Genomic DNA, 21,694 nt, shown 5'->3' with positions numbered 1-21,694 from the left:
TCAGGCTTTTTCAAAACATCAATATAGCAATTTTACTACAACCACGCGGGTTTCACTACAATTTTCCCAACCTAAAACGAAATTTTCTGAGAATTCGTCAAAATTACTCTAAACCTTTACTGTACCTAGGTATTGCCTCTATCACTTATCCACGACGGTTGGGAAAAAACAGACTATCTCTGTAATAAAGATAGAATATTGAAACATGTAATTCCAATATTTAGGCATTGATACGTGATCTTTTATCCTCTATCCTTCAGCCTTTACGGGCTTCGTCGCAGGAATGGAAGATTGCCGAGATTTCATGGTCGCGGCGGCGTCGCTGTCCTGGATCCGGAAGGCGGCACATAAGCCAAGGAGCAGAAATGCAGCTGCACCGAGCAGGGCGGTACGGTAAGCAAGAAGATTCATTTCAAGCTGTCCGGTATGGGCAGCATCTACAGCTCCGTTCGCCAATTGACCGCTTGCCATTGCAGCCATGATGGCGGACAATACGGCCATTCCTATGGCCGGTCCGAGTCTGTTCTGAACCGCGAACCAAGTGGTAGCGCGCCCCATCGAGGCTGGAGGTACGTTGGAGAAGGCCGCGATCTGAACGGCTCCGACAGTATGTCCCAAGCAGAGGCCGACCGCGAACAGCATGCCTCGTATGAGCCAGGGGTTCGTTCCTGCCCCAACCATGCTTAGCAGCACGAAGATCACCGATGTGCAGAGCAGTCCGACAATAATAATTCGCTTGGGCCCGTACCTTGGATAGAACCGTGGCACAAGCTGCGAGGACACCATAAGTCCCAATGCCTCGGGGAAAGTCGTTAAGCCGGCATCTAAGGCCGAAGCCTGCAGTGCATGCTGATACATGAGCGGAAATACATACAGCATGCCGAGCAATCCCGCAGCGGAACACATGGCGACAAGTCCTGCCGTCCGGAACAAGCGGTCTTGCACGAGCCTTAGATCCAGCAACGGCTTCTGGACTCGCAATTCAACGAAGACCAGTGCTGCCAGCAGCACCGTTCCCACACTGCCTGCAAAGATTATTACAGGTGAATTCCAGCCCTGCAGCGGACCTTGGCTAAGCGCGTACATCACTAGTCCGAGCCCTGGTGCCGACAACAGGACGCCCGGAATATCCAGACGGCCTGCCTCTGGCTCTTTATGCTCCTGTAAGTACAGAAGGCCAAGCAGCAAAGCAGCAATTCCGAGCGGCAAATTCACATAAAAAATCCAGCGCCATGAAAGATGCTCGACCATCACGCCGCTCAGGATCGGCCCCACTGCAGGTGCAATTGCGATTGGCAGCACAAGCGACCGCGAGATTTTGGCCCGCTCCTGAGGAGGGAATGTCCGGAACAGCATAGCCATTCCGAGTGGAGTAATTAAACCTCCCCCAATCCCCTGCAGGATGCGGTAGAAGATCAGAGAGTGTACATCTACAGCCGTTCCACACAGCACCGACGCACCAGTAAATATCGCAAGTGCAAGCAGGAAGATGCGCTTGGTGCCCCATCTGTCTCCTAGCCAGCCTGCCAGCGGCAGAACTATTGCAATGCTTACCAAATATCCTACGTTAAGCGCTCCCGATGCGGCTGGCGGAATGTGAAACTCGTCACTTATCGTCTTCAGCGCAACGTTGAGGATGGTCGCATCCATGGCAACCACGAACATGGCTGCCACATACACGATGCACACTGCTTTTTTCGGATCCAAGCGCCTGCTCATTGAGCCTCTTCCAGCACAGATGTCACTGACGACACTAAGCTTCGGGGCCTCATATCTATCCAATGTAAATTAATATATTCGATGCTCTCTTCCCGAGAAGCAGGGCCAAGAACCTTGCACCAGCCCTCAGGTACGGCCGCGAAAGCTGGCCAAATCGAATATTGCTCCTCATCATTTCGCAGCACCAAAAACGAGCCGTCTGCTTGCTCAAAAGGATTTTCCATTCTGCAACCTCTCCCCTTCATAAGTAGGTTTCATGTGAATTTCATTGAAAATAATTAGTTCGCACTTTGCCACGAATATCACGAATATATTGATCCCTTGTTCCCCTTCCCCTTAACTTGCTCAACTAATCACTTCAAAGGGAAGATGGTCTCCTAAAAATAGAGGATACAGAGGATACCTACACATGGATTTCAGAAACGTCCTTCCTACTGCTCGTATTTCGAAGCTTCTCTAGGATGCTCGCCCCAATTTCAGCTAGAGGCCCTGGTTGGCATAAATCTTTATGCCGGCATGCAATATCATGGCGTTCGATCTGCCCACCCACATAAGGAATCCACATCTCAGGCTCAATCGGATCGAACCAGTCTGGGATGATCGTCGAGCGGAAGAACAACAGATCGCCCTCGTACCTTCTCGGCACATAAGCACCCAACAGACGAACCGAATTCTCATACGTAACCTTCAAATTCATAATCGTCTCTTCATCCAGCGTGGCCAAGGCGCTGCTGTCGCTGCGCAAAATGCGGATTGCGCTTGCAATCGTCAGCGGTTCATCGCCGATACTGTCACGGTCATAGCCCCCCAAGGCAAGCAGCGCGGTCAGCGCCTCCTCCTCATCCGGTTCCCCCCGAATCGGCAAGTAGTGGCTCGGGTAGGCGTCCAGCATCGCCAGAAACGCAACCTCTTCCCCTTCCTCTTGCAGCTGCACGGCCATCGCATGCGCGACATTGCCGCCCAGCGACCAGCCCAGCAAACGGTACGGACCCTGCGGTTGAATCATGCGAATATGGCGAATATAGTCAGCCGTCATCTCGTCTAGTGTCTGCGGAAGCTCCTCAGCCTGTGCAATTCCGCGTGCCTGCAAGCCGTAAATTGGGTAATTCACACCAAGATGCTTCATTAATCCGGCATAGCACCAGCTCAAGCCGCCTGCCGGATGGACGCAGAACAGCGGAATCTCTTCGCCATGCGTCCGCAGCGGCAGCAGCACTTGGAGCGCGCTGTTCCCGCTGTCCCGATCCAGCTCCATTCGCTCCGCAAGGCCGGACACAGTTGGCGCCTCGAACAATACCGCAATGCTAAGCTCTCGTCCAAGCGCTTCGCGGATACGGCTGATGAGCCGAACCGCAAGCAATGAGTGTCCTCCCAGCTCGAAAAAGCTGTCATCGATTCCGACGCGGCGAAGACCCAGCACTTCGGCGAATAAATCGCAGAGCACCTCTTCATGCGGCGTTCTCGGATTGCGCCCATCTGCATCAAGGGCAATATCAGGAGCCGGAAGCGCCTTGCGATCCAGCTTGCCATTCGGCGTGAGCGGCAATGCATCCTGCCCAATAATGGCTGATGGCACCATGTAATCGGGAAGCATGGAAGCCGCATGTCGGCGCAGCTCCACCGCATCCCAAGGGGCATTTGCAGCAGGAACCACATAAGCCGCAAGCCGCTTGTCACCTGGGTTGTCCTCCCGCACAATGACCGCCGCCTGAGCTACGCTTGGATGTCTGGCAAGCACGACTTGAATCTCGCCCAGCTCGATGCGGAAGCCGCGAATTTTCACCTGATGATCGGCACGGCCCAAATAGTCCAATCCACCACCAATCACGCGCTTCGCCAAATCTCCGGTGCGGTACATTCTGCTTCCAGGCGGGCCGAATGGATCGGCCACGAACCGCTCTGCCGTCAAGCCCGGCCGGCCCCAATAGCCGCGTGCCAAGCCTGCTCCGGATACGTACATTTCTCCTGTTACGCCATACGGTACGGGCTGCAGTGCATCATCCAGCACATACACCCTCAAATCCGGAATCGATCCGCCGATAAGGCTTGATGCTCCCGGCACGTCGCTATCGCGATTCAGCTCATTGAAGCTGACATGAACTGTCGTCTCCGTAATCCCGTACATATTAATAAGCCGCGGCGCATCATCCGCATGCCGTTCGTACCAGTCTCTCAGACGACCTAGCTCCAGCGCCTCTCCACCAAAGACGATATAGCGCAGCGACAGCGCTTGCCCGAGGTTCGGATGCTCCCTGTCCGCCTGCATGAGTTGATAGAAAGCAGATGGCGTTTGATTCAGTACCGTTACCCCCTCCTGCACAAGCAGACCTAGGAACTCCTCTGGCGATCTGCTGACAGCGTGAGGCACGATGACGAGTCGGCCGCCATGCAGCAGCGCGCCCCATATTTCCCATACCGAGAAGTCGAAGGCATAAGAATGGAACAACGTCCATACATCATCGGCGCCGAAATGGAACCAATGCTCGGTTGCGGAGAACAGGCGCACCACGTTCTGATGCGGAACAAGCACACCCTTCGGTTTGCCCGTCGAGCCGGACGTATAAATGATATAAGCCGGACTGTAAGGAGAGAGCTTGCGTCTGCACATCTGTTCTACAGGATCAGATTCGGAACAGCTTGCTAACTTGCTCATCACTTCTGGATCATCAAGTAAGATGCGCGGCACAGCCCCCATCCCCTCATCCGGGAGCTTGTCAATCGTGCGCTGATCCGTCACGATACATACAGGTCCCGCATCCTCCAACATATAGGAAAGCCGTTCCGTTGGATAATCAGGATCAAGCGGCAAGTAGGCTGCCCCTGCCTTTAATACAGCCAATACGCCGACGATCATTTCCATCGACCTTGGCAAAGCAAGCGCCACAATATGCTCTGGCCCTACCCTGTGCTCCATCAACAGATGCGCCAAGCGGTTTGCCTGTTTGTTCAATTGTCCATATGTTAAAGTCATGCCTTCATGAACAACAGCAATGGCCTGCGGCGAACGGGCAGCCTGCGCTTCAAACAATTGCGGAATTGTGGCCTGCGCAGCATGTGGGACAGATGAACTCCAGGCCAGCCAATCCTTCGCAAGATCGTGCAGCTCCTCTGGGAGTAATATATCAATTTTTCCAATCGGTTTGCTTGGTTCTAAGGCGATGCTTTCCAATATCCGCACATAACGCGCAGCTAGCATCTCAACCGTATCCCGCTTGAACAGGTCTGCGCTGAACTCCACAATCCCATCCAGACCATCCGGCGCTCCATCTGCATTACGGCGCTCGTTCAATTCCCAAGTTAAATCGAACTTCGCCGTACCCACGCTCTCAAGCTGTAGGCTTGACGATAAGCCTGGGAATTCCAGCGACGCTTCCGGTGTATTTTGCAGCACGAGCATGATTTGGAAAAGCGGATGCCTAGCACGCGAGCGAACCGGATTCAATATTTCCACAAGGCGCTCGAAAGGCACATCCTGATGCTCATACGCCTCCAAACTGACCTTGCGCACTCTGGACAGCAACTCTTCAAAGCCTGGATTGCCCGACGTGTCGGTGCGTATGACAAGTGTATTGATGAACAGACCAATCAAACCGTCAAGCGCATCATCATTACGTCCAGAGATCGGACTGCCAAGCGGAATATCATTGCCCGCTCCAAGTCGGGTGAACAGCACGGCCAACGCAGCCTGCAGCACCATGAACAAGCTGGCCCGATTGCCGCGTGCAAGCTCTGTCAGCCGACCGTGCAGGACAGGATCAATTTGCAGCTGGACGGTGCCTCCCATATGACTAGACGCCGCTGGTCTCGGATAATCAGTAGGCAGCTCCATCTCCTCTGGCAATCCCTTCAGAGCTTCAGACCAGTAATCGAGCTGGCGTGCGATAAGACTGTCCGCTTGATCGGTGCTTCCAAGCAGCTGTTCCTGCCACAGCGCATAATCAGCATATTGGACAGGAAGCCGTGTCCACGCAGGCGCCTTGCCCCGGCAACGAGCCTCGTACGCAATCGACAAATCACGAGTCAACGGTGTGAGCGACCAGCCATCGCCTGCAATATGATGCAGCAGCAGCAAGAGCACCTGCTCGTTCGCCGCGGTTCGGAACAAGTGAATCCGCAGTGACGGCTCCTCCGAGAGACGGAAGCTGTATCGTGCTGCTTCCTCTAGCTTGTCGTTCAGCTCCTGCTCACTTACGTCCAGCACCTCGAATGGTATTTGTACATCCTTTGAATTCAGTATCAGTTGACTTGAGGTGCCATTCTCATCCGGGAAAATCGTGCGCAGTGTCTCATGACGATCCACCACATCATAAACTGCTGCCTGCAGCGCCTCGACATTCAGCTCCCCCGATATCCGTGCAACGAGCGGAATATTGTAAGTAGGCGTTGCCCCCTCCAGCCGGTACAGAAACCATAATCGCTGCTGGGCAAAAGAAAGCGGCAGCCGCTCAGGCCGCTTGCCTAAGCTCGCGCGAATGGCTGGTCTCTGCTCCTGTGCTGTATCAAGACGCCGCACAAGAGACGCAGCGGTAGGCGCTTCGAACAGGCTTCCGATATTCAGCTCAACGCCGAATGCCTCTCGTACACGCACCATAACACGTCCCGCGAGCAAGGAATGTCCGCCGAGAGCGAAGAAATCATCATCGATGCTTACGCGAGCAAGCCCCAGCACCTCTGCGAACAGGGCGCATATGATTTCCTCTTGCGGTGTACGCGGTTCGCGTCCCAATGCTGCCGCAGCGCGATCCGGCGCAGGCAGAGCTTTGCGGTCGATTTTACGGTTCGGTGTAAGCGGCATCGCATCAAGAACAACGAAAGCGGACGGCACCATGTAATCCGGAAGCTTCTGTGCTGCATATTGACGCAGTTCCGCAGGTTCTAGTCCAGACGATGACGATGGAACCACATAAGCCGCCAAACGCTGTTCACTCGCATGATCCTCATAAAGCGTAACCGCTGCTTGTGAAATGTCAGGATGGGCACCCAGCAGCGCCTCGATTTCACCCGTTTCAATCCGGAATCCACGCAGCTTCACTTGGTGATCCGCACGTCCCAAATAATCGATCGTGCCGTCTGCCAACCAACGCACCATATCTCCTGTACGATACATTCGCGTACCAGGAGATCCGAATGGATCAGCAACGAAGCGCTCAGCAGTCAAATCCGCACGTCCCAAGTATCCGCGCGCAAGTCCGGCGCCTGCAATATACAGTTCTCCCGCTACCCCGGGAGGCACTGGCTCCAATGAACTGTCGAGCACATACAGCCTTGTATTCCGAATTGGCCGCCCGATAGACGGCTTGTTCGTTGGACTATGATCAAGCAGCCCCGCGCTCGAATAAATCGTCGTTTCCGTCGGGCCATATTGGTTGTTGACCTCGCCGTTCAACTCCTGCAGCTCCAGCTTCAGCGCGAGCGGCATCGCCTCTCCGCCCGTAATCATCTTGAGCCCGGCGAATCGTTCCGGCCTGCTATCGGCAAGCGCCTGCCACAGTGTTGGCGTCGCCTGCATGATCGTTGCGCCTGTCGCTGCAATACGGTTTGCTAGCGCTGACGGATCTAGAATCGTTTCCTTGCGGGCAATGTCGAGTACGGATCCGGATATAAGCGGCAGCAGCAGCTCCATTACAGATATGTCAAATGATATCGTAGTGACGGACAGCATCCGATCCTGTTCGCTCAGCGCCAATCGGGCCTTCATGTCATGCAGCAGATTGGTCAAGCCGCCAAATGTAAGCATGACCCCCTTCGGCTTCCCCGTGGATCCGGAAGTGTAAATGACATATGAAATATGCGATGCTGAAATTGCCTTGATCCTGTCCTCATCCGTAGGATTGTGAGCAGGTGATTGCACCAGCGCTTCTATCGTTGCCGATTCATCCAGCACGATGGTCTTCCTGCTGCAAGGGGGTAAGCTCGCGGACGTCTCCTTCGTCGCAATCAGACAGACTGGATCAGCATCCTCCAGCATATAGGCGAGCCGCTCCGCTGGATAATCAGGATCAAGCGGCAAATACGCGGCCCCTGTCTTATGGATAGCCAATATGGCAATGACCGCTTCCACCGAGCGTGGGAGAGATAGTGCGACAATACGATCGGGCCCGACGCCACAGGAAATGAGGTAATGGGCAAGCCGATTCGCCTTCGTATTCAACTCCCCATATCGAAGCTGCTCGTCCTCGCATACGACCGCAACTGCTTCGGGAGCGCGCTCCACCTGTTCCTCGAACAACTCTGGCACACTTATGCTCGGAACATCATGTGCAGTATCGTTCCATTCCTTAAGCACCTGTCGGCGTTCTTCAGGCGTAATCACCGGAAGCTGTCCAATAGGAAGATTCGATTCTGCATGCGCAATTCCATCCAATAAATGCAGGAAACGCTTTTGATGGGCATATAGCTCGTCCAAGCTATAGATTTCGGGATTCGCGTCGAAGTCGAGACGCAGCCCGCTGCCATCCGCATGACTGTATACGTTAATCGTCAAATCATCGACAGGCCCTGCGGATAGGTTGCTGACTTTGCCTCGATAGCCTGCGAAGCTGACATCCTCGACAAAAGGCATGACATTAATGAGCGGGCCGATTAACCTGCGATTGTCGCCAAGCAGCTTCAAGTCTCTGCGCAAATCCTGATGGCGATACCCTTGATGGCGCCGAATCATGCGGATCTCCCGTGTCACCTCACGCAGCAGGTCGCCAAGGCTTCTCTCCGGACATACCTCCACACGCAGCGGAAGCAAATTCATGACCATACCAGGAACGCGCAGTGCGGCTGATCCTAGTCGGCACATTACAGGCAGACCGAGAATGACCTCCTCTTCCTGTGTCAACCGATGCACATATATCGCGGTCGCTGCTGCGAGAACATCCGGCCAGCTTGTTCCCGACTCAGCTGCAATCGACTGCCATCCGCTCACGGTGGCAGCCGGAATATGCGCAGTGCGACGTACGAAGTGACGGGCCGTTCGCTGTGCATGTCCTCCAAGGCTAACTGCTTCCGGCCTGTCGGAGAAGCGCTCCAGCCAGAATTCCCGGTCACGGTTCATCTGTTCCGATGAACGATATGCTGCATCTTCCTCCAAAATGGATTGTAATGAACCGAACGTTCCTGCTCCATTCGGAAGATCGTAGGTTAATGCTGTATAATTTTGCGCCACGCGCTGCATCAGCAATGCTGCACCGAATCCGTCAATGACAATATGGTGAATGCGCTGATACCAGAGGTACCGCTCGCTCTCGATCTTAAACAATGCCTCCGTGAAGAGAGGCCCCGTATGCAAATCAACGGGCTTCTCCATATCGCGGTTCATCCACGCTCGGGCTGTGCCTTCCGGGTCAACCTCTCTGCTTAGATCAATCATGTGCAGCACCCAGTCGTCTGTAGGGACGATCTTCTGCCATGGACCGTCTGCATCCTCTCCGAAGCGGACATGCAGCGCCTCGGCCTCTGTCACCGCCTGGCGAAGAGCCGCTTCGAAGCGAGCAGGATCTATCGGCCCGCGAATATCCACACATTCAGCGGTGTTGAAAATAGGGTTGTCAGGATCGAGCTGCTGCGCGAACCAGATTCCAGCCTGAGCCCCCGATAGCGGCCATCGTTCCTTCTCCTGATCGTGCATGATGATGACCTCCTTTTATATCGAGTAATAATCATAATTAGGCACCGAGTTACTGCTGAGCTTGGCGGACAAGAGCTCCCACCAGCCTGCTACCGTCGGCCGTTCCGCCAATTCCACGAAGCTTACCGCAATGCTGCTGCGCTTCCAACGTTCCACTAAGCTCATAATCCGAATCGAGTCCAACCCCCATTGCGTGATTAGATTATCTTGATCGCCAATCGCAGACGGTTCCTCCTGCAGCAGCTGCGCAACCGTTTCACGCACAGATTGCAGTGTTACCGAAAATCCCGCTTCTGCTCCAGCTGTTTCCTCTGCTTCCTGCTCGGCAGCATGCCGGTTAAGAGCTTTCAGAACCCGTTCCGTCGTTGCCACTACTGCACATCGCTCTGCCGCATAGGTTAACGCCATGCGATGCTTGTCGAGCGAAAAATCAGCAACCGCATCTGCAATGAGAAACGGCTGGACATCCTGCATAAATGCCTCGCACGAGGTCATCAGGCAGCCAATATGCGCGTAGATCCCACATACGAGCAGCTGATCCCGTCCGCGTTCCCGTAATATTTCAAGCAAATTCGTTTTCTGAAAGGCACTGTAGCGCCATTTTGTCACGAGAATATCGTTCACCCGCGGCGCCAGCTCGTCTACGAATTTTTTCTGGTATGGCCCATCATTAATGCCCGCCCCCCAGAAGTCATGCAGCAATCCACGCTGCTCAGGAGTCTGCCCTCCTGGCTGCGCCGAATACACGACAGGTATGCCAAGCTCCGAACAGCGTTCGCGCAGCTCCTTAATATTCGCAATCAGTTCAACCAGCGGCGATTCGCCAGTCTGATAGGCATCGACGAAATACTGCTGCATGTCATGGATAAGCAGTACAGCACGGCTTGGATCCGGACTCCAGTCGACCCTGTTCTCTGGCAGCTCTGCCTCACTTGGCAATCGATATGGAAGGATAGTAGGAAGACCCATCGTTTCTCCTCTTTTCACTAATTTTTATGGATAAACTCTGCAACAACACGAGACATTTTCATGAACAAGAAACCTCATCACTTACTTTTCACATACTCCTATAGGCACTCACAAGAACTTCTTCTAGCGGCTCGCAGACACTTTAGACAATTCTTTAGGCGATTCTTCAAGCACTTCTTTAAGCACTTCTTTAAGCACTTCTTTAAGCACTTCTTCAAGCACTTTTTCTGTCGCTTCTTCAGTTACTACTTCTAATGCTTCGTTACAACTCTAAATGCATCTTCGCTTATCACTTACTTCTTGCTCAATGCCTCCTGCTTCGCAGCGATCAGCTCCCGCAGCATCTTCTTGCTCACCTTGCCGACTCCCGTCTGTGGAAAGGATTCGACGAACTCTACGCGGTCTGGAATTTTATATAATGCAAGCCCTCTGTCTCTTAGAAAAGCCTTCAACTCGCTGCCCGTTATGGCAGCTTCATAGGGAATGACGAATGCGCATGTGCGCTCGCCAAGAAATTCATCCGGCATAGACACAACAGCGGCATCATGCACACCAGGATGGGCAAGCAAATGATTCTCGATTTCCTCAGCAGCCACCTTATCTCCGCCGCGATTGATCTGATCCTTCGCCCGCCCTTCAATCACCAAGTACCCAGTCGGAGTCATTCTGGCCATATCACCTGTGCGATAAAAGCCGTCCGTCGTAAAGGATCTTGCGTTATGCTGCTCGGCTTGGTAATATCCGCGAATGGTGTACGGCCCGCGCGTCAGCAAATGTCCCACCTCGCCTGGAGCCACCTCGTCATCCTCATCATCGACGATGCGGATTTCATCATATGGTGACATCGGGCGGCCCTGCGTATTGATTATCGTATCTTCGGGGTCATCGAATCTCGTATAGTTCACCAAGCCCTCTGCCATCCCGTACACCTGCTGCAGCGTGCAGCCAATTGTCGTTCTTACCCGCTTAGCAGCTTCTGCGCTGAATTTGGCGCCCCCAACCTGCAGCACTTCCAAGTGAGTGAGGTCGTAGCGGCGCGATTCCGCGGCATCCAGCCAAATTAAGGCGAGCGGCGGCACCACGGCTGCAATGGTGACGCCTTCCTCGGCAATAAGCGGGAAAGCTTCATCAGGGCTTGCTCCTCGGGCAAGCACGATCCGCCCTCCTGCATATAGCGTGCCAAGCACGCCGGGAGAGCTAAGCGGATAATTATGCGCGATCGGCAGCACCGCCAGATATACGCTGTGTTCATTCAACGAGCAAACTTCTGCGCTCATGCGTAGGCTATATATGTAATCGTCGTGCGTCCGTGGGATGAGCTTCGGTAATCCCGTTGTCCCGCCAGATAATTGGAGGAAAGCGACATCCCGGGAGCTAGGCCCCTTAATCTCGCCAATGCTAGGCTCCGCATACAGATCATCCAGCGCTGTATATTCGCCTGGCTCACCTACAACAATAACGCGGCTTGAATCTGGCAGCGTGTCCTTCACCTGTGCGGCGAGCTCCCGATAATCGAACCCCGCATCCTTATCAGGGATCACATACGCGGCTGCCTGTGTGAACTCGCATAAGTAGCCAATCTCGTTCCTGCGGTGCACCGGCAAGGAGAAGACAGGCAGTGCTCCGATGCGAAACAGCGCAAATATGACTTCAAAAAATTGCGGAATATTAGGGAGTTGGACAATAACTCGATCCTGCGCCCTAATTCCCAAACGATAGAATCCAGCTGCCAGGCGATCTGCCTGCTCATCCAGTTCAGCATAGCTGACTCGCCGATCGCCGCTCACAATTGCGATGCGATCTCCATATTGGGCTGCACGGTGGCGCAGCATCGTGCCGAATGTCTCTCCCTGCCAGCATCCTTCCTGTCTATAACGTGCAGCAAATTCTTCCGGCCATGTCGGGCATCCTGCCAGCATCGTTCATCCCCCCTGCATCATCATCGGTTGTTGTTCATTCAGCCCCATCGCTAGCAGCAGCGTGCGAAGCTTGGCGGACGTCTCAGCAAGCTCCGCTTCCGCGGACGAGCCGACTACGATTCCCGCTCCCGCGAAGAGACGAAGCGAGCGGCCCTCCACTTCCGCGCAACGAATCGTAACGGCCCATTCTCCGTCTCCATTCGCATCGCACCAGCCGACCGCCCCCGTGAAGAACCCACGCTCGAACGGTTCAATCTCCCGGATCAAGTTCCGAGCGGCCTCCGTAGGCGTTCCGCAAATGGCAGGCGTCGGGTGCAGCGCCAGGGCGAGCTCCAAGGAGGATATGTCATGATTCGCAAGTTCGCCGTTTATTTCCGTAGACAAATGCCACATTGTCTTCGTAGACACGAGCGACGGCCCTTCCGGCACATGAAGCTTGCTGCAATACGGACGGAGAGCGGATACGACCGCCTCAATGACGACCGCATGTTCATGCAGATCCTTCTCCGACCTCAGAAGCTGGGCGGCACGCCGCTCATCCTCGACCGGATCATCGCTGCGTGCTGCTGAACCAGCCAACGGGTTCACCTTGATTTGCATTCCCCGCTTTGTTACGAGCAGCTCGGGGCTTGCTCCAATTAACGTTTGGGCCATTCCTTCCGCAGCAGATACGCCCTTGTCCTTGCTTGCATGCGGGTGCTCCATCGCTAATGGAACTGCAAACGTATAACCACGGGTATTTTGGCTAAGCAATCGATGCAGCAAGCGCTGCACATCCACATCATGCGTCAAAGTCACTTCCAAGGATCGGGACAACACCACCTTCTGGAGTTCGCCCGTTTGCAATCGCTCAAGAACCTGGTTAACGCCTTGTTTATACTGTTCTGGCTCCGGAATTGCTCGTACACAATAACTGTCCTGTTCCGGTTCCTGTTGCAAATAATCATGCGCATCCATGCGCAATGGCTCGTACCGATGCACTTCCTTCGGTACATATAGACACACAGGCTCCTCCATGTGAAACGGAATTGCACCGACAACGACCGGGCAATCACGATCCCCCTGCCGAGCTGCATCCAACAGCTTCGACACGGCCTGAGGCAAGCTCTCTTCATCCACAGCCTGCCAATCCACCAGCCGCGCCCATTCCCCGTGCGTCAGCAAAGCTCCTTGAGGCGACGAGAAAAGAAAGGACGATCCCGCCTGATATTGTTCCAGAAGCCGTATCCCCTCACTTGTGGGAACGGTATCGCATTTCAACATGTCAATCGACTCCTTCCGATATATCAGTCACCTGACCTCAGTATCAACATCCCAATGTCGCACCGCCGTCGATACACATGTCGTGCATCGTGATGTGTCTTGCCTGTTCGGATGCGAGAAACACAACAGCATTGGCAATATCCGATGGCTGCGCGATTCTGCCCAGCGGTATCCCGAGGCGGAACGATTCCGGCGAACCCGCAATCATGGCTTCGGCTCCGTTCTGTCCATTCCACAGTGAGCGCTGCATCTCCGTATCCGTGGAGCCTGGCGACACAATATTGCAGCGAATATGATGCCGAGCGTATTCCAAACCCAAACACTTCGTGAACATCGTTGTGGCTGCTTTCGATGCCGCATAGGCGGACATCTGCGTGCGCGGTACACCGGAGGCATTGGAGCCTACGGTCACAATCGCTCCCGATCTGCGCTTGGCCATACGCGTTACGACAGCGCGCGACATATAGAATACGCCATTCACATTGACACTGAAGGTTGACTGCCAATCTTCATCGCTCAATGTCTCAATCGGGCCAAGCCGCAGTATGCCTGCCACATTGACAAGAACGCCGATCGGGCCAAGCTCTTCTTCTATCCGCCCCACCGTTCGATTCACGGCCGTACTGTCGGATACGTCGACTGGATAAGCAGCGGCATGATATCCACCAGCATCAAGTTCGGCTGTGAGGCTGGTGCAACCAGCCTCATTCCGATCGACGACAGCCACGATTGCACCCTGAACGGCAAGTGCACGCGCCACCGCCTCTCCGATCCCCTGAGCCGCGCCTGTAACAACAGCTACCTTGCCTTCAATCCCTGAATATTTCATCCTGCCAACCTCTCTCTATTTGTCCGGGCGCAGTGCGAATCGCAGCGCCCGGCTCACCAATATCGGAAGCACCGACACATGGCCTTCCTGCTCGAATTCCTTGTATTCTGCCTCTACTCCGATGTCTGCTGATATAGCCGACAAACGGTTCGCCAGCTCGTTCGCACGCTCACAGTTACGGCATACATGCGTTTTTTCAAGCTCACCAACACCGAGGAGTACCTGTGCTTGCAGCGGGCGTTCTTGCATTCGTACTTGCGCGATGAAGTTTCGCTCCAGCTCTTGCATGTAGTCCGGATTCCAATGGAGCGATGGACTGCCAGCGATGTAATATTGGAACGCCTCTGGCTTGCTGAACAGCGTAAAGATCGTGAACAAACCACCCAGCGAGTGACCGAACAGTGCCTGACGATCACGGTCAATCTGGAACTCACTCTCGATCTGAGGCTTCAGATCCTCCTCTATGAATTGCAGGAAAGCTGCTGCCCCGCCTTGATCAGGGAGTGGTGTGCCATCTGGGCGCTGCTTGAAGTCCGAGGCTGGCAGCGGTGTGAAGTCATAGAAACGATCAGGTGCATATGGTCCATTCGTTTCATAACCGATTCCTACCACAATAGCGGGCAGCACTCCGGTCTTATCCGGTCTGCGGCATTGCAGCCGCAGCGCTTCCACCATCATGCCGAATACGGAATTGCCGTCCAGCAAGTAAATAACCGGATAACCGCTTGGTGGAGGCGATCCTAGGGGCTGAGCCACCATTATTTGATACGATCGCCGTTCTGCGCGTGAACGAAGCACCCACTGTTCTGCAAGTGGAATCTCGATCCTGCGGCGTGAAAAGTCGGTAAGCGTCGGCGTTGATTTCATTTGTTCCAACCGCTTTGCCCCCTATTCCGTCAACAGGCGAACCGTGTCGTCAACGATTTTTTCATACGCAATCAAGCCGCTTCCAAGCCAGTACTGGTTGTTCACTTCATAGACATGACCCTGCTTGGCCGCAGGCATGCTCTTCCAAATTGGACTGTCCATCATCTCTTTCATGCGGTCGCTTCCTTGATCGTAAGCGTTGATGACGAAAATATAGTCCGCATCCATTTCAGGGAGGACTTCTAGCGAGAGATTCGCGCTGTTCTCATTGGCCACCAGCTTCGTAATACCAAGTCCCAAATCCTGATGGAGCACATATCCGCACAAATACTTGCCTCCCATCAGACTAATTCCTCTCGGCGCAAACCGAATGATGGCGACCTTCTTGTTCTCAACAGCCTTGCTCAGCTTCTCTTTGGCGTCCGTTACCTTCTGCCGATAGGCCTGTAATGCTGCATCAGCCTCAGTGGACTTACCGAGCAAGTCTCCTATCGTGACGAGCGATTTCTCGATATTTCCAGATGCATTTTTGAAGACATACGTCGGCGCGATCTTCGCATAGCTCTCATATATTGTTGCGTCCTTGGCGTATGTCTCCGTGTGCAAGATGATCAATTCCGGGTTATAGGACATTAACACCTCCGGCGAAGGAAGCCCTGCCGACAAGTCCAACTTAGGAACATCCTTCAGCTCTTCTTGCAAGTACTCATGCCCTTTCTTCCCGTTAGACCATTGAGCCACAGGCTTCACGCCCAGCTTCAGCAAGGAGTCCTCCATGTTAGGGGCGAATACCCGCTTCGGTGTGGACGGAAGCTTGATCTCATGCCCAAGCTCGTCCGTTACCGTCCGCTCTTCGGTTGTGTCAGCATTCTTCGCTCCCGCGGCAGCGGCTGACACATTGGACGTGGCTTCTTTCGGGCTCTGAGATTCGGATGGGGCATTGCCATCCTCCTTTTTGGCGCCGCAGCTCGCGAGCAAACTTCCGATAAGTACACAGCACAATAGTGCTGTTAGTCTAAATTTCCAACCTTTTGCCCCTGCATTCCGTCGATTTAACACGATCTCTCTCCTCCAATGATAACGATTCTCAATCGACTCTGAGTATACTCACGTTGCGAAGGATTCACCATAGCCATAATCCTGAAATGTATTTGGACAATTTCCAGTAAAGAGCAGCAAAGCCTCATCCAGCATCCGAGCTATCGCAACAGCTGAATATTCGAACCAAGGATCTGCAGTTATCGGATGTACATGCCCGTTCCGTACCGATTGAAGCTGCCTCCATTCGGGAGAATGCTGCAGTGACAGCCAATATTTGCGGGATGAAGCCTCTGGGCACACGGCAAGTAGAATCCTTTCAGGATTCAGCTCACGAAGCTCATCCATCGAGATCGGGGAATGGCCTTGCAGCCCTCTTTCGCAGGCAGCCTTGAGTTGCAAGTCATCGTACAGCACTTCCTCCAAACCTCGATTCTGGTACACGAATAGTTGAGTCTGGTAGATTCGCAGTGCCATGACGCGATCGTCTCCCAACTGCTGCGCCGCTTGTGCGCGTCCGGCTCGGGCGTTTTTTTCGTAATGATCGATCCATTGCTGCGCAAGCTCTTCCTTGTTCAAGAAGCGGGCAATTCCCATAAGCTGCTCTCTCCAGCCCGCTTTACTCGCTACATTGTGAACGGGAGCGATCCCATTCAGTTTGCTGCTCTCGCGCATTTGGAGCTGATCTGAAGCAATGATGACGTCCGGCCGTGCCCGGCACAGCTTATCCAGATTAATTTCAAATGTGAATTTATGATAAGGATCAGTTAAAAGAAGATGCGTTTTAATTTTGTTGCTGTAGAGGGTGTAATAATAAGGAGACCACTTGGGATCGAGAGGCGCTGCCTCCGGGATGAGTTGGAGCGCAAGCAAATGGCCTATTGTCGAAGATGAGCATACGGCGATGCTCCTCTTGGAATCTTTAGCGAAATCGGATGGCGACAAGCCGACCTCCTTCTTGAACTTGCGGCTAAAATAGAACTCGTCTCGGTAGCCTACCTTTTGCGCAATGTCTCGCAACCTTGCGTCTGATTCCGTCAGCAAGCGCTTCGCATGCATAATGCGCACATCCGTCAAAAATCCCATAGCGCTCTGACCGAACCTTCGTTTAAATAAATCCACGAAATATTTGGGGCTGATATTCGCCATTTCCGCCAATTGTCCAATCGTGAGCTGCTCATTATAATGGCGCTCCATGAACGCTTTAATCTCCTGCAAATCCGTCTTCTGCATGTGGCCCATCACGTTCGAGCCGTTATCTGTATGCGCTTTTTCTGTTGCACGCATAAATTCCCCTCCTCTTGAAATCGCGGTGAAGTTGATGAATAATATAAATATAACAGATAGTGATAATGATTCTCATTTTCAAACATAAACTAACACACCATTTTAAGGAAGTCAACGGAAATATGGAAATACAAAAAAAGACCCCAACATCTGTTGAGGTTCCAGCGTGTAGACAAAGTATCTTTAGATACAAGGTCTACACGCTTTTTTTGTCGAATACATAAGAGAACAATGTGAACGAGGTGAAAATCATGCTTCATCAGGAAATGGAAGATGGCCGCTATCAGATTGCGGTTGTTGCTTTAGACGAACTGTTCCCCAAGATCATTTGGTTCGTAAAATTGAAAAAGTCATCGACTTCTCCTTCATTTACGACTTGGTAAAAGACCTGTACAGTGCAGATCAGGGTCGGCCCAGCATTGACCCGGTGGTCCTCATTAAGATGGTCTTCATTCAATATCTGTTCGGCATCGTTCCATGCGCCAAACCATTCGAGAAATCGAAACTAATGTGGCTTACCGCTGGTTTCTCGGCTATGACTTTACCCGGTCCATTCCTCATTTCAGTACCTTTGGCAAAAACTATGTGCGTCGCTTCAAGGATACCAACATTTTCGAGCAGATTTTCAGCCAGATCCTGAAACAGGCCTGCCGCCATAATTTAGTGGATCCCTCCGTACTCTTCATCGATGCGACACACGTAAAGGCCAACGCTAACAAGAAGAAATACATCAAGCAAATGGTGGAACAAGAGGCGAAAAGGTACCAGACTGAGTTGGAAGCGGTACTGAATCGGGACCGGGCAATGCACGGGAAGAAGTTTTAAAAGAAGTTGCAGATAGCTTTGGCTGCCCCCAAGCGGTAGCTGCAGTTGCCGGATACAAGACCCCACACATTTGTAAAACGTTGCTGGATAAGCAGATTCGCCCCGTTATGCCCTACACCCGTCCACATACGAAGGACGGATTCTTCCGGAAGCATGAATACGTCTATGATGAGCATTACGATTGTTATCTCTGTCCGGCTAATCAGGTGTTAATCTATGAGACTACAACCCGGGAAGGATATAAGCAATACCGTTCGAATCCGAGTATTTGCAGAAATTGCCCGTTACGGAGCCAGTGCACGGAGAGCAAAGACGTGATCAAGCGAGTGACCCGTCATGTCTGGGCGAGGTATGTGGAAGAGGTTGACCATCTTAGGCACACACCGGAGAACAAACAGTTATATGCTATACGAAAAGAAACGATTGAACGTGTCTTCGCCGATCTCAAAGAAAAGCATCGCATGCGATGGACCACTTTACGAGGACTTCAAAAAGTGGCCTTGCAGACGATGCTTGTTTTCAGTGCCATGAACCTCAAAAAACTGGCGAATTGGATGTGGAGGAAAAAAGGACCTTTCTCTATTTTCAAGCTCCGAAAACCATTTTTTTGAAAAAATGCCCCGGTTACTCATGTAACCTGAGGCATTTGTCGACAGTCTGAAAGCACCTAAAGGTGCTTTTTTTATTAATAACATCTAACGGCGAGTGTCTATTACCAGTCTGTACGGTGTGTTAGGATCATAATCCGAAGGGTATCTCCCTCGCACTAATACATACACGTCTTCACCAGGATTAATAGTGGTTGTCAGAAAACGCGTTATTGCAGGACTATTGCCCTCATCTTTGAACGAAATAACTTGTCCGTCATTTTTGAATACAATAAACATCAGATCATACGTTCCACCACTATTAGGTGGGGTAAATATCGCTGCTACTGTACGCATGCCTGGAGTAGTGTTCTTTACATGGTAGAAATCGAGATCATCGGGAGCGTCGAGGTAACCGCCATGCTCATGCACATAGCCAAGGTCAACCTCAATTGCAGTATCAAAGGTATCTGCAACACCTTTTTGCGCAAAAGCAGATGGTGCAAAAGTTAGTAGTAGCACGGAAGTAATCAAGGCTGTTATTACTTTTCTTATTCTCATAAACATTCGCCTCCAAATGCAATATGAGTCGGCCGAACTCTTAACAAAATATTACCAATTAATCAACCTTCTGGTATATAGTGCGATAGGACTAATATTTTGTCGGTTATTAAACATTAATGTAATATTCTATAAAGAAAACTTAATCTAAGTGGATTGTGGACATAGCGAGCCCCGTTCAATTGGCGGCAGCTTCTTTAAACTTCAATTCCTCATAGGTACGTTCATAACCCCAAAAGGTGCCGTCGTTACGCCCATTCTACCAAACAGTCGTTTAAACAAACAACCCATATTTTCTAATCGCTTAACATACCAACTTCTTATTGATTCCTTACAATATCATTGATTTCCCCGTTACATCTCCGTGCAATTAGTCGTCGATCCCCAAGACTTTTTACGCGATTGGAGGTCGACGACAAGTTTTTACATAACTATGATTTATCTTCACTTTTATGTTTACTCTTTTCAATATTATAATAATGTACCATAGTAGAAGAAGGCATCAGTTCCTTCATCGTTCTATTAGAAAAAAATGCGGTTGAACTGGTGGCAAAAAAGGTTGAATGGAGGGGCAACATGAAAGTAATTGGTTTGCTTGGCGGAATGAGCTGGGAATCTTCAGTTGAATATTATCGGATAATTAATGAAGAGGTAAAAAGAAAACTGGGAGGGCTGCATTCAGCGAGATGCCTTCTATACAGTGTTGATTTTGAGGAAATTGAACAGTACCAAGCAGAAGGAAATTGGGAAAAAGCCGGTGAAGTATTAGCTAACGCTGCTCGCTCTTTGGAGAAAGGAGGAGCCGATTTTATCGTTATTTGTACGAATACGATGCACAAAGTTATAGATGATATCCGATCCAAAATCAATATCCCCATTGTACATATAGCAGATGCAACGGCAAATCGAATTAAAGAAAATGGGCTTCGAACCATTGGGTTGCTTGGCACCAAATATACGATGGAGCAGGATTTCTATAAATCCCGATTGGAACTGAATGGGATCAAAGTTATTGTACCAAATGCCAATGAAAGAGAACTTATCAATAAGATTATTTATGAGGAATTATGTTTGGGCAAAATTGATCAAGAATCAAGAGACTACTATAAAAAAGTGATCCAGGGATTGATTGAACTAGGAGCCGAAGGAATTATTTTAGGTTGTACAGAGATTGGATTATTGGTAAAGCCGGAGGACTCCAAAGTACCTGTATTTGACACAACCTATATACATGCTGTTGAAGCTGTAAATATATCTTTAAATACGGGACAATAAAAAAGCCATATCTCTGGATAGTCATGAACTGGAGTAGCAACTCTCAATCGGATATGAAGTCCATCTCGACAATGGAAACACCTAAGCCTTAGTCAATTGACTAGGGCTTCTGCTTTTCATAAACTCGAACATGTAGTTTACAATTCAATACCCTAAATGCAACAATCTCTCCCCCACTCACGTTATGTAGAATGAGGTGATGTGAATGAAAAAATCAATCATGCTGCCACTGGTATGGGCAAGCGCACTTATTTTTCTAGTCGGCAGTACGCAAAGCGCATATGCGGCCAACCAGCAGCAGTCGCAATCGAAGCATCAAGTTCAACAAATCAAACCGTTGCCCGCCAAGGGCAAGGATAAAAAGGAATCGAAGCCTACATTGCAAACCACTTTATCAACCGAGAAAAAGAAAGACCGCCTGCTCATTCATATGAAACTCCGCAACACGTCTGGCAAAGATATTACTCTCTCTTACAGCTCACAAAAATATGAAATCATCGTTAACAATGAAAACAATGAAGAAGTGTTCAACTGGTCTGACAACAAAGCATTCACACAACAACTGATCATCCATGATTTGAAAAAGGATGGTGAGCTATCGTTTACAGCGGAATGGAATCTCAAGGACAAGGCGAAAAAGAAGGTGCCGAAAGGACGGTACACTGTTCAGGTAAAGATGTTAATAGACGTCCCTTCTGATACCACTGCCACTGCTTCACCGAAATTGAATGCTAGTACGGTCGTTGAGCTAAAATAAACCTTATCAATGATTCGAAGTTCCCCAAAAAAGTGAGAAAAATAAAAGCACCTTTCTGATGAGTGTTCTTATCGCAAGATAAAACATAATCTTGAAGGTGTTTTCGTGCTTTGCTGAACCTAAATTTCTTCCCCTTCTCTACATACAGTCGTTTCTCGTTAACTTTTCATGTTATACGGT

Annotated in this window: 13 protein-coding genes and 1 pseudogene; 3 read left to right on the top strand and 11 right to left on the bottom strand. The window is 51.4% G+C overall.

What is annotated here, in order from left to right:
* Window positions 1-249 precede the first annotated feature (249 nt).
* The 10 genes from BLS15_RS27865 to BLS15_RS27820 all read right to left on the bottom strand — a co-directional run bounded on the left by BLS15_RS27865 (window position 250) and on the right by BLS15_RS27820 (window position 17,509).
* A complete protein-coding gene (locus BLS15_RS27865) occupies window positions 250-1,719 on the bottom strand; it encodes an MDR family MFS transporter (RefSeq protein WP_090514817.1) in 1,470 nt (489 codons plus the stop codon).
* Window positions 1,716-1,943 carry an MbtH family protein gene (locus BLS15_RS27860; RefSeq protein WP_090514814.1) on the bottom strand — a complete coding sequence of 76 codons (228 nt, stop codon included), beginning with the start codon at window positions 1,941-1,943 and terminating at the stop codon, window positions 1,716-1,718. The genes BLS15_RS27865 and BLS15_RS27860 overlap by 4 nt, the downstream gene beginning before the upstream one ends.
* Before the next feature lie 179 nt (window positions 1,944-2,122).
* The gene (locus BLS15_RS27855; protein ID WP_090514810.1) at window positions 2,123-9,337 is read right to left on the bottom strand and encodes an amino acid adenylation domain-containing protein; all 7,215 of its coding nucleotides are present in this window, start codon (window positions 9,335-9,337) and stop codon (window positions 2,123-2,125) included.
* 15 nt (window positions 9,338-9,352) lie between these two features.
* Window positions 9,353-10,306, bottom strand: a complete 954-nt coding sequence (locus BLS15_RS27850; RefSeq protein WP_090514806.1) for an isochorismatase — start codon at window positions 10,304-10,306, stop codon at window positions 9,353-9,355.
* Window positions 10,307-10,599: 293 nt separating this feature from the next.
* Window positions 10,600-12,225: a (2,3-dihydroxybenzoyl)adenylate synthase gene (locus BLS15_RS27845; RefSeq protein ID WP_090514803.1), complete on the bottom strand. Its 1,626-nt coding sequence runs from the start codon at window positions 12,223-12,225 to the stop codon at window positions 10,600-10,602.
* A gap of 3 nt (window positions 12,226-12,228) precedes the next feature.
* A complete protein-coding gene (gene dhbC, locus BLS15_RS27840) occupies window positions 12,229-13,488 on the bottom strand; it encodes an isochorismate synthase DhbC (protein ID WP_090514800.1) in 1,260 nt (419 codons plus the stop codon).
* A gap of 43 nt (window positions 13,489-13,531) precedes the next feature.
* Entirely contained in the window at window positions 13,532-14,317 is a 786-nt protein-coding gene (locus BLS15_RS27835) for a 2,3-dihydro-2,3-dihydroxybenzoate dehydrogenase (RefSeq protein ID WP_090514798.1), read from the bottom strand.
* Between the two features lie 15 nt (window positions 14,318-14,332).
* Window positions 14,333-15,184, bottom strand: a complete 852-nt coding sequence (locus BLS15_RS27830) for an alpha/beta hydrolase (RefSeq protein WP_090514826.1) — start codon at window positions 15,182-15,184, stop codon at window positions 14,333-14,335.
* Between the two features lie 21 nt (window positions 15,185-15,205).
* Window positions 15,206-16,243: an ABC transporter substrate-binding protein gene (locus tag BLS15_RS27825; protein WP_090514795.1), complete on the bottom strand. Its 1,038-nt coding sequence runs from the start codon at window positions 16,241-16,243 to the stop codon at window positions 15,206-15,208.
* A 48-nt stretch (window positions 16,244-16,291) separates the two neighbouring features.
* On the bottom strand, window positions 16,292-17,509 hold the full coding sequence (locus tag BLS15_RS27820; protein WP_090514792.1) for a helix-turn-helix domain-containing protein: 1,218 nt from the start codon (window positions 17,507-17,509) through the stop codon (window positions 16,292-16,294).
* A 251-nt stretch (window positions 17,510-17,760) separates the two neighbouring features.
* Between BLS15_RS27820 and BLS15_RS27815 the strand changes: the two are divergent.
* Window positions 17,761-18,945: pseudogene (locus BLS15_RS27815) on the top strand (transposase).
* Window positions 18,946-19,029: 84 nt separating this feature from the next.
* Here BLS15_RS27815 and BLS15_RS27810 read toward each other — a convergent pair.
* Window positions 19,030-19,482 (bottom strand): hypothetical protein, encoded by a 453-nt coding sequence (locus tag BLS15_RS27810; protein ID WP_090514790.1) that lies wholly within the window; start codon window positions 19,480-19,482, stop codon window positions 19,030-19,032.
* A gap of 576 nt (window positions 19,483-20,058) precedes the next feature.
* On the opposite strand from BLS15_RS27810, the gene BLS15_RS27805 reads away from it, so the two are divergent.
* Both BLS15_RS27805 and BLS15_RS27800 read left to right on the top strand, forming a co-directional pair.
* The gene (locus tag BLS15_RS27805) at window positions 20,059-20,757 is read left to right on the top strand and encodes an aspartate/glutamate racemase family protein (protein WP_090514787.1); all 699 of its coding nucleotides are present in this window, start codon (window positions 20,059-20,061) and stop codon (window positions 20,755-20,757) included.
* A gap of 205 nt (window positions 20,758-20,962) precedes the next feature.
* A complete protein-coding gene (locus BLS15_RS27800; protein ID WP_028532576.1) occupies window positions 20,963-21,514 on the top strand; it encodes a BsuPI-related putative proteinase inhibitor in 552 nt (183 codons plus the stop codon).
* Window positions 21,515-21,694: the final 180 nt, after the last annotated feature.

Origin of the sequence: Paenibacillus sp. cl6col (genome assembly GCF_900102125.1) — a bacterium.
Taxonomy (GTDB): Bacteria; Bacillota; Bacilli; order Paenibacillales; family Paenibacillaceae; genus Paenibacillus_B; species Paenibacillus_B suaedae.
The sequence above is the reverse complement of the archived record's forward strand: the minus strand, read 5'-3'. Positions and strand labels throughout refer to the sequence as shown.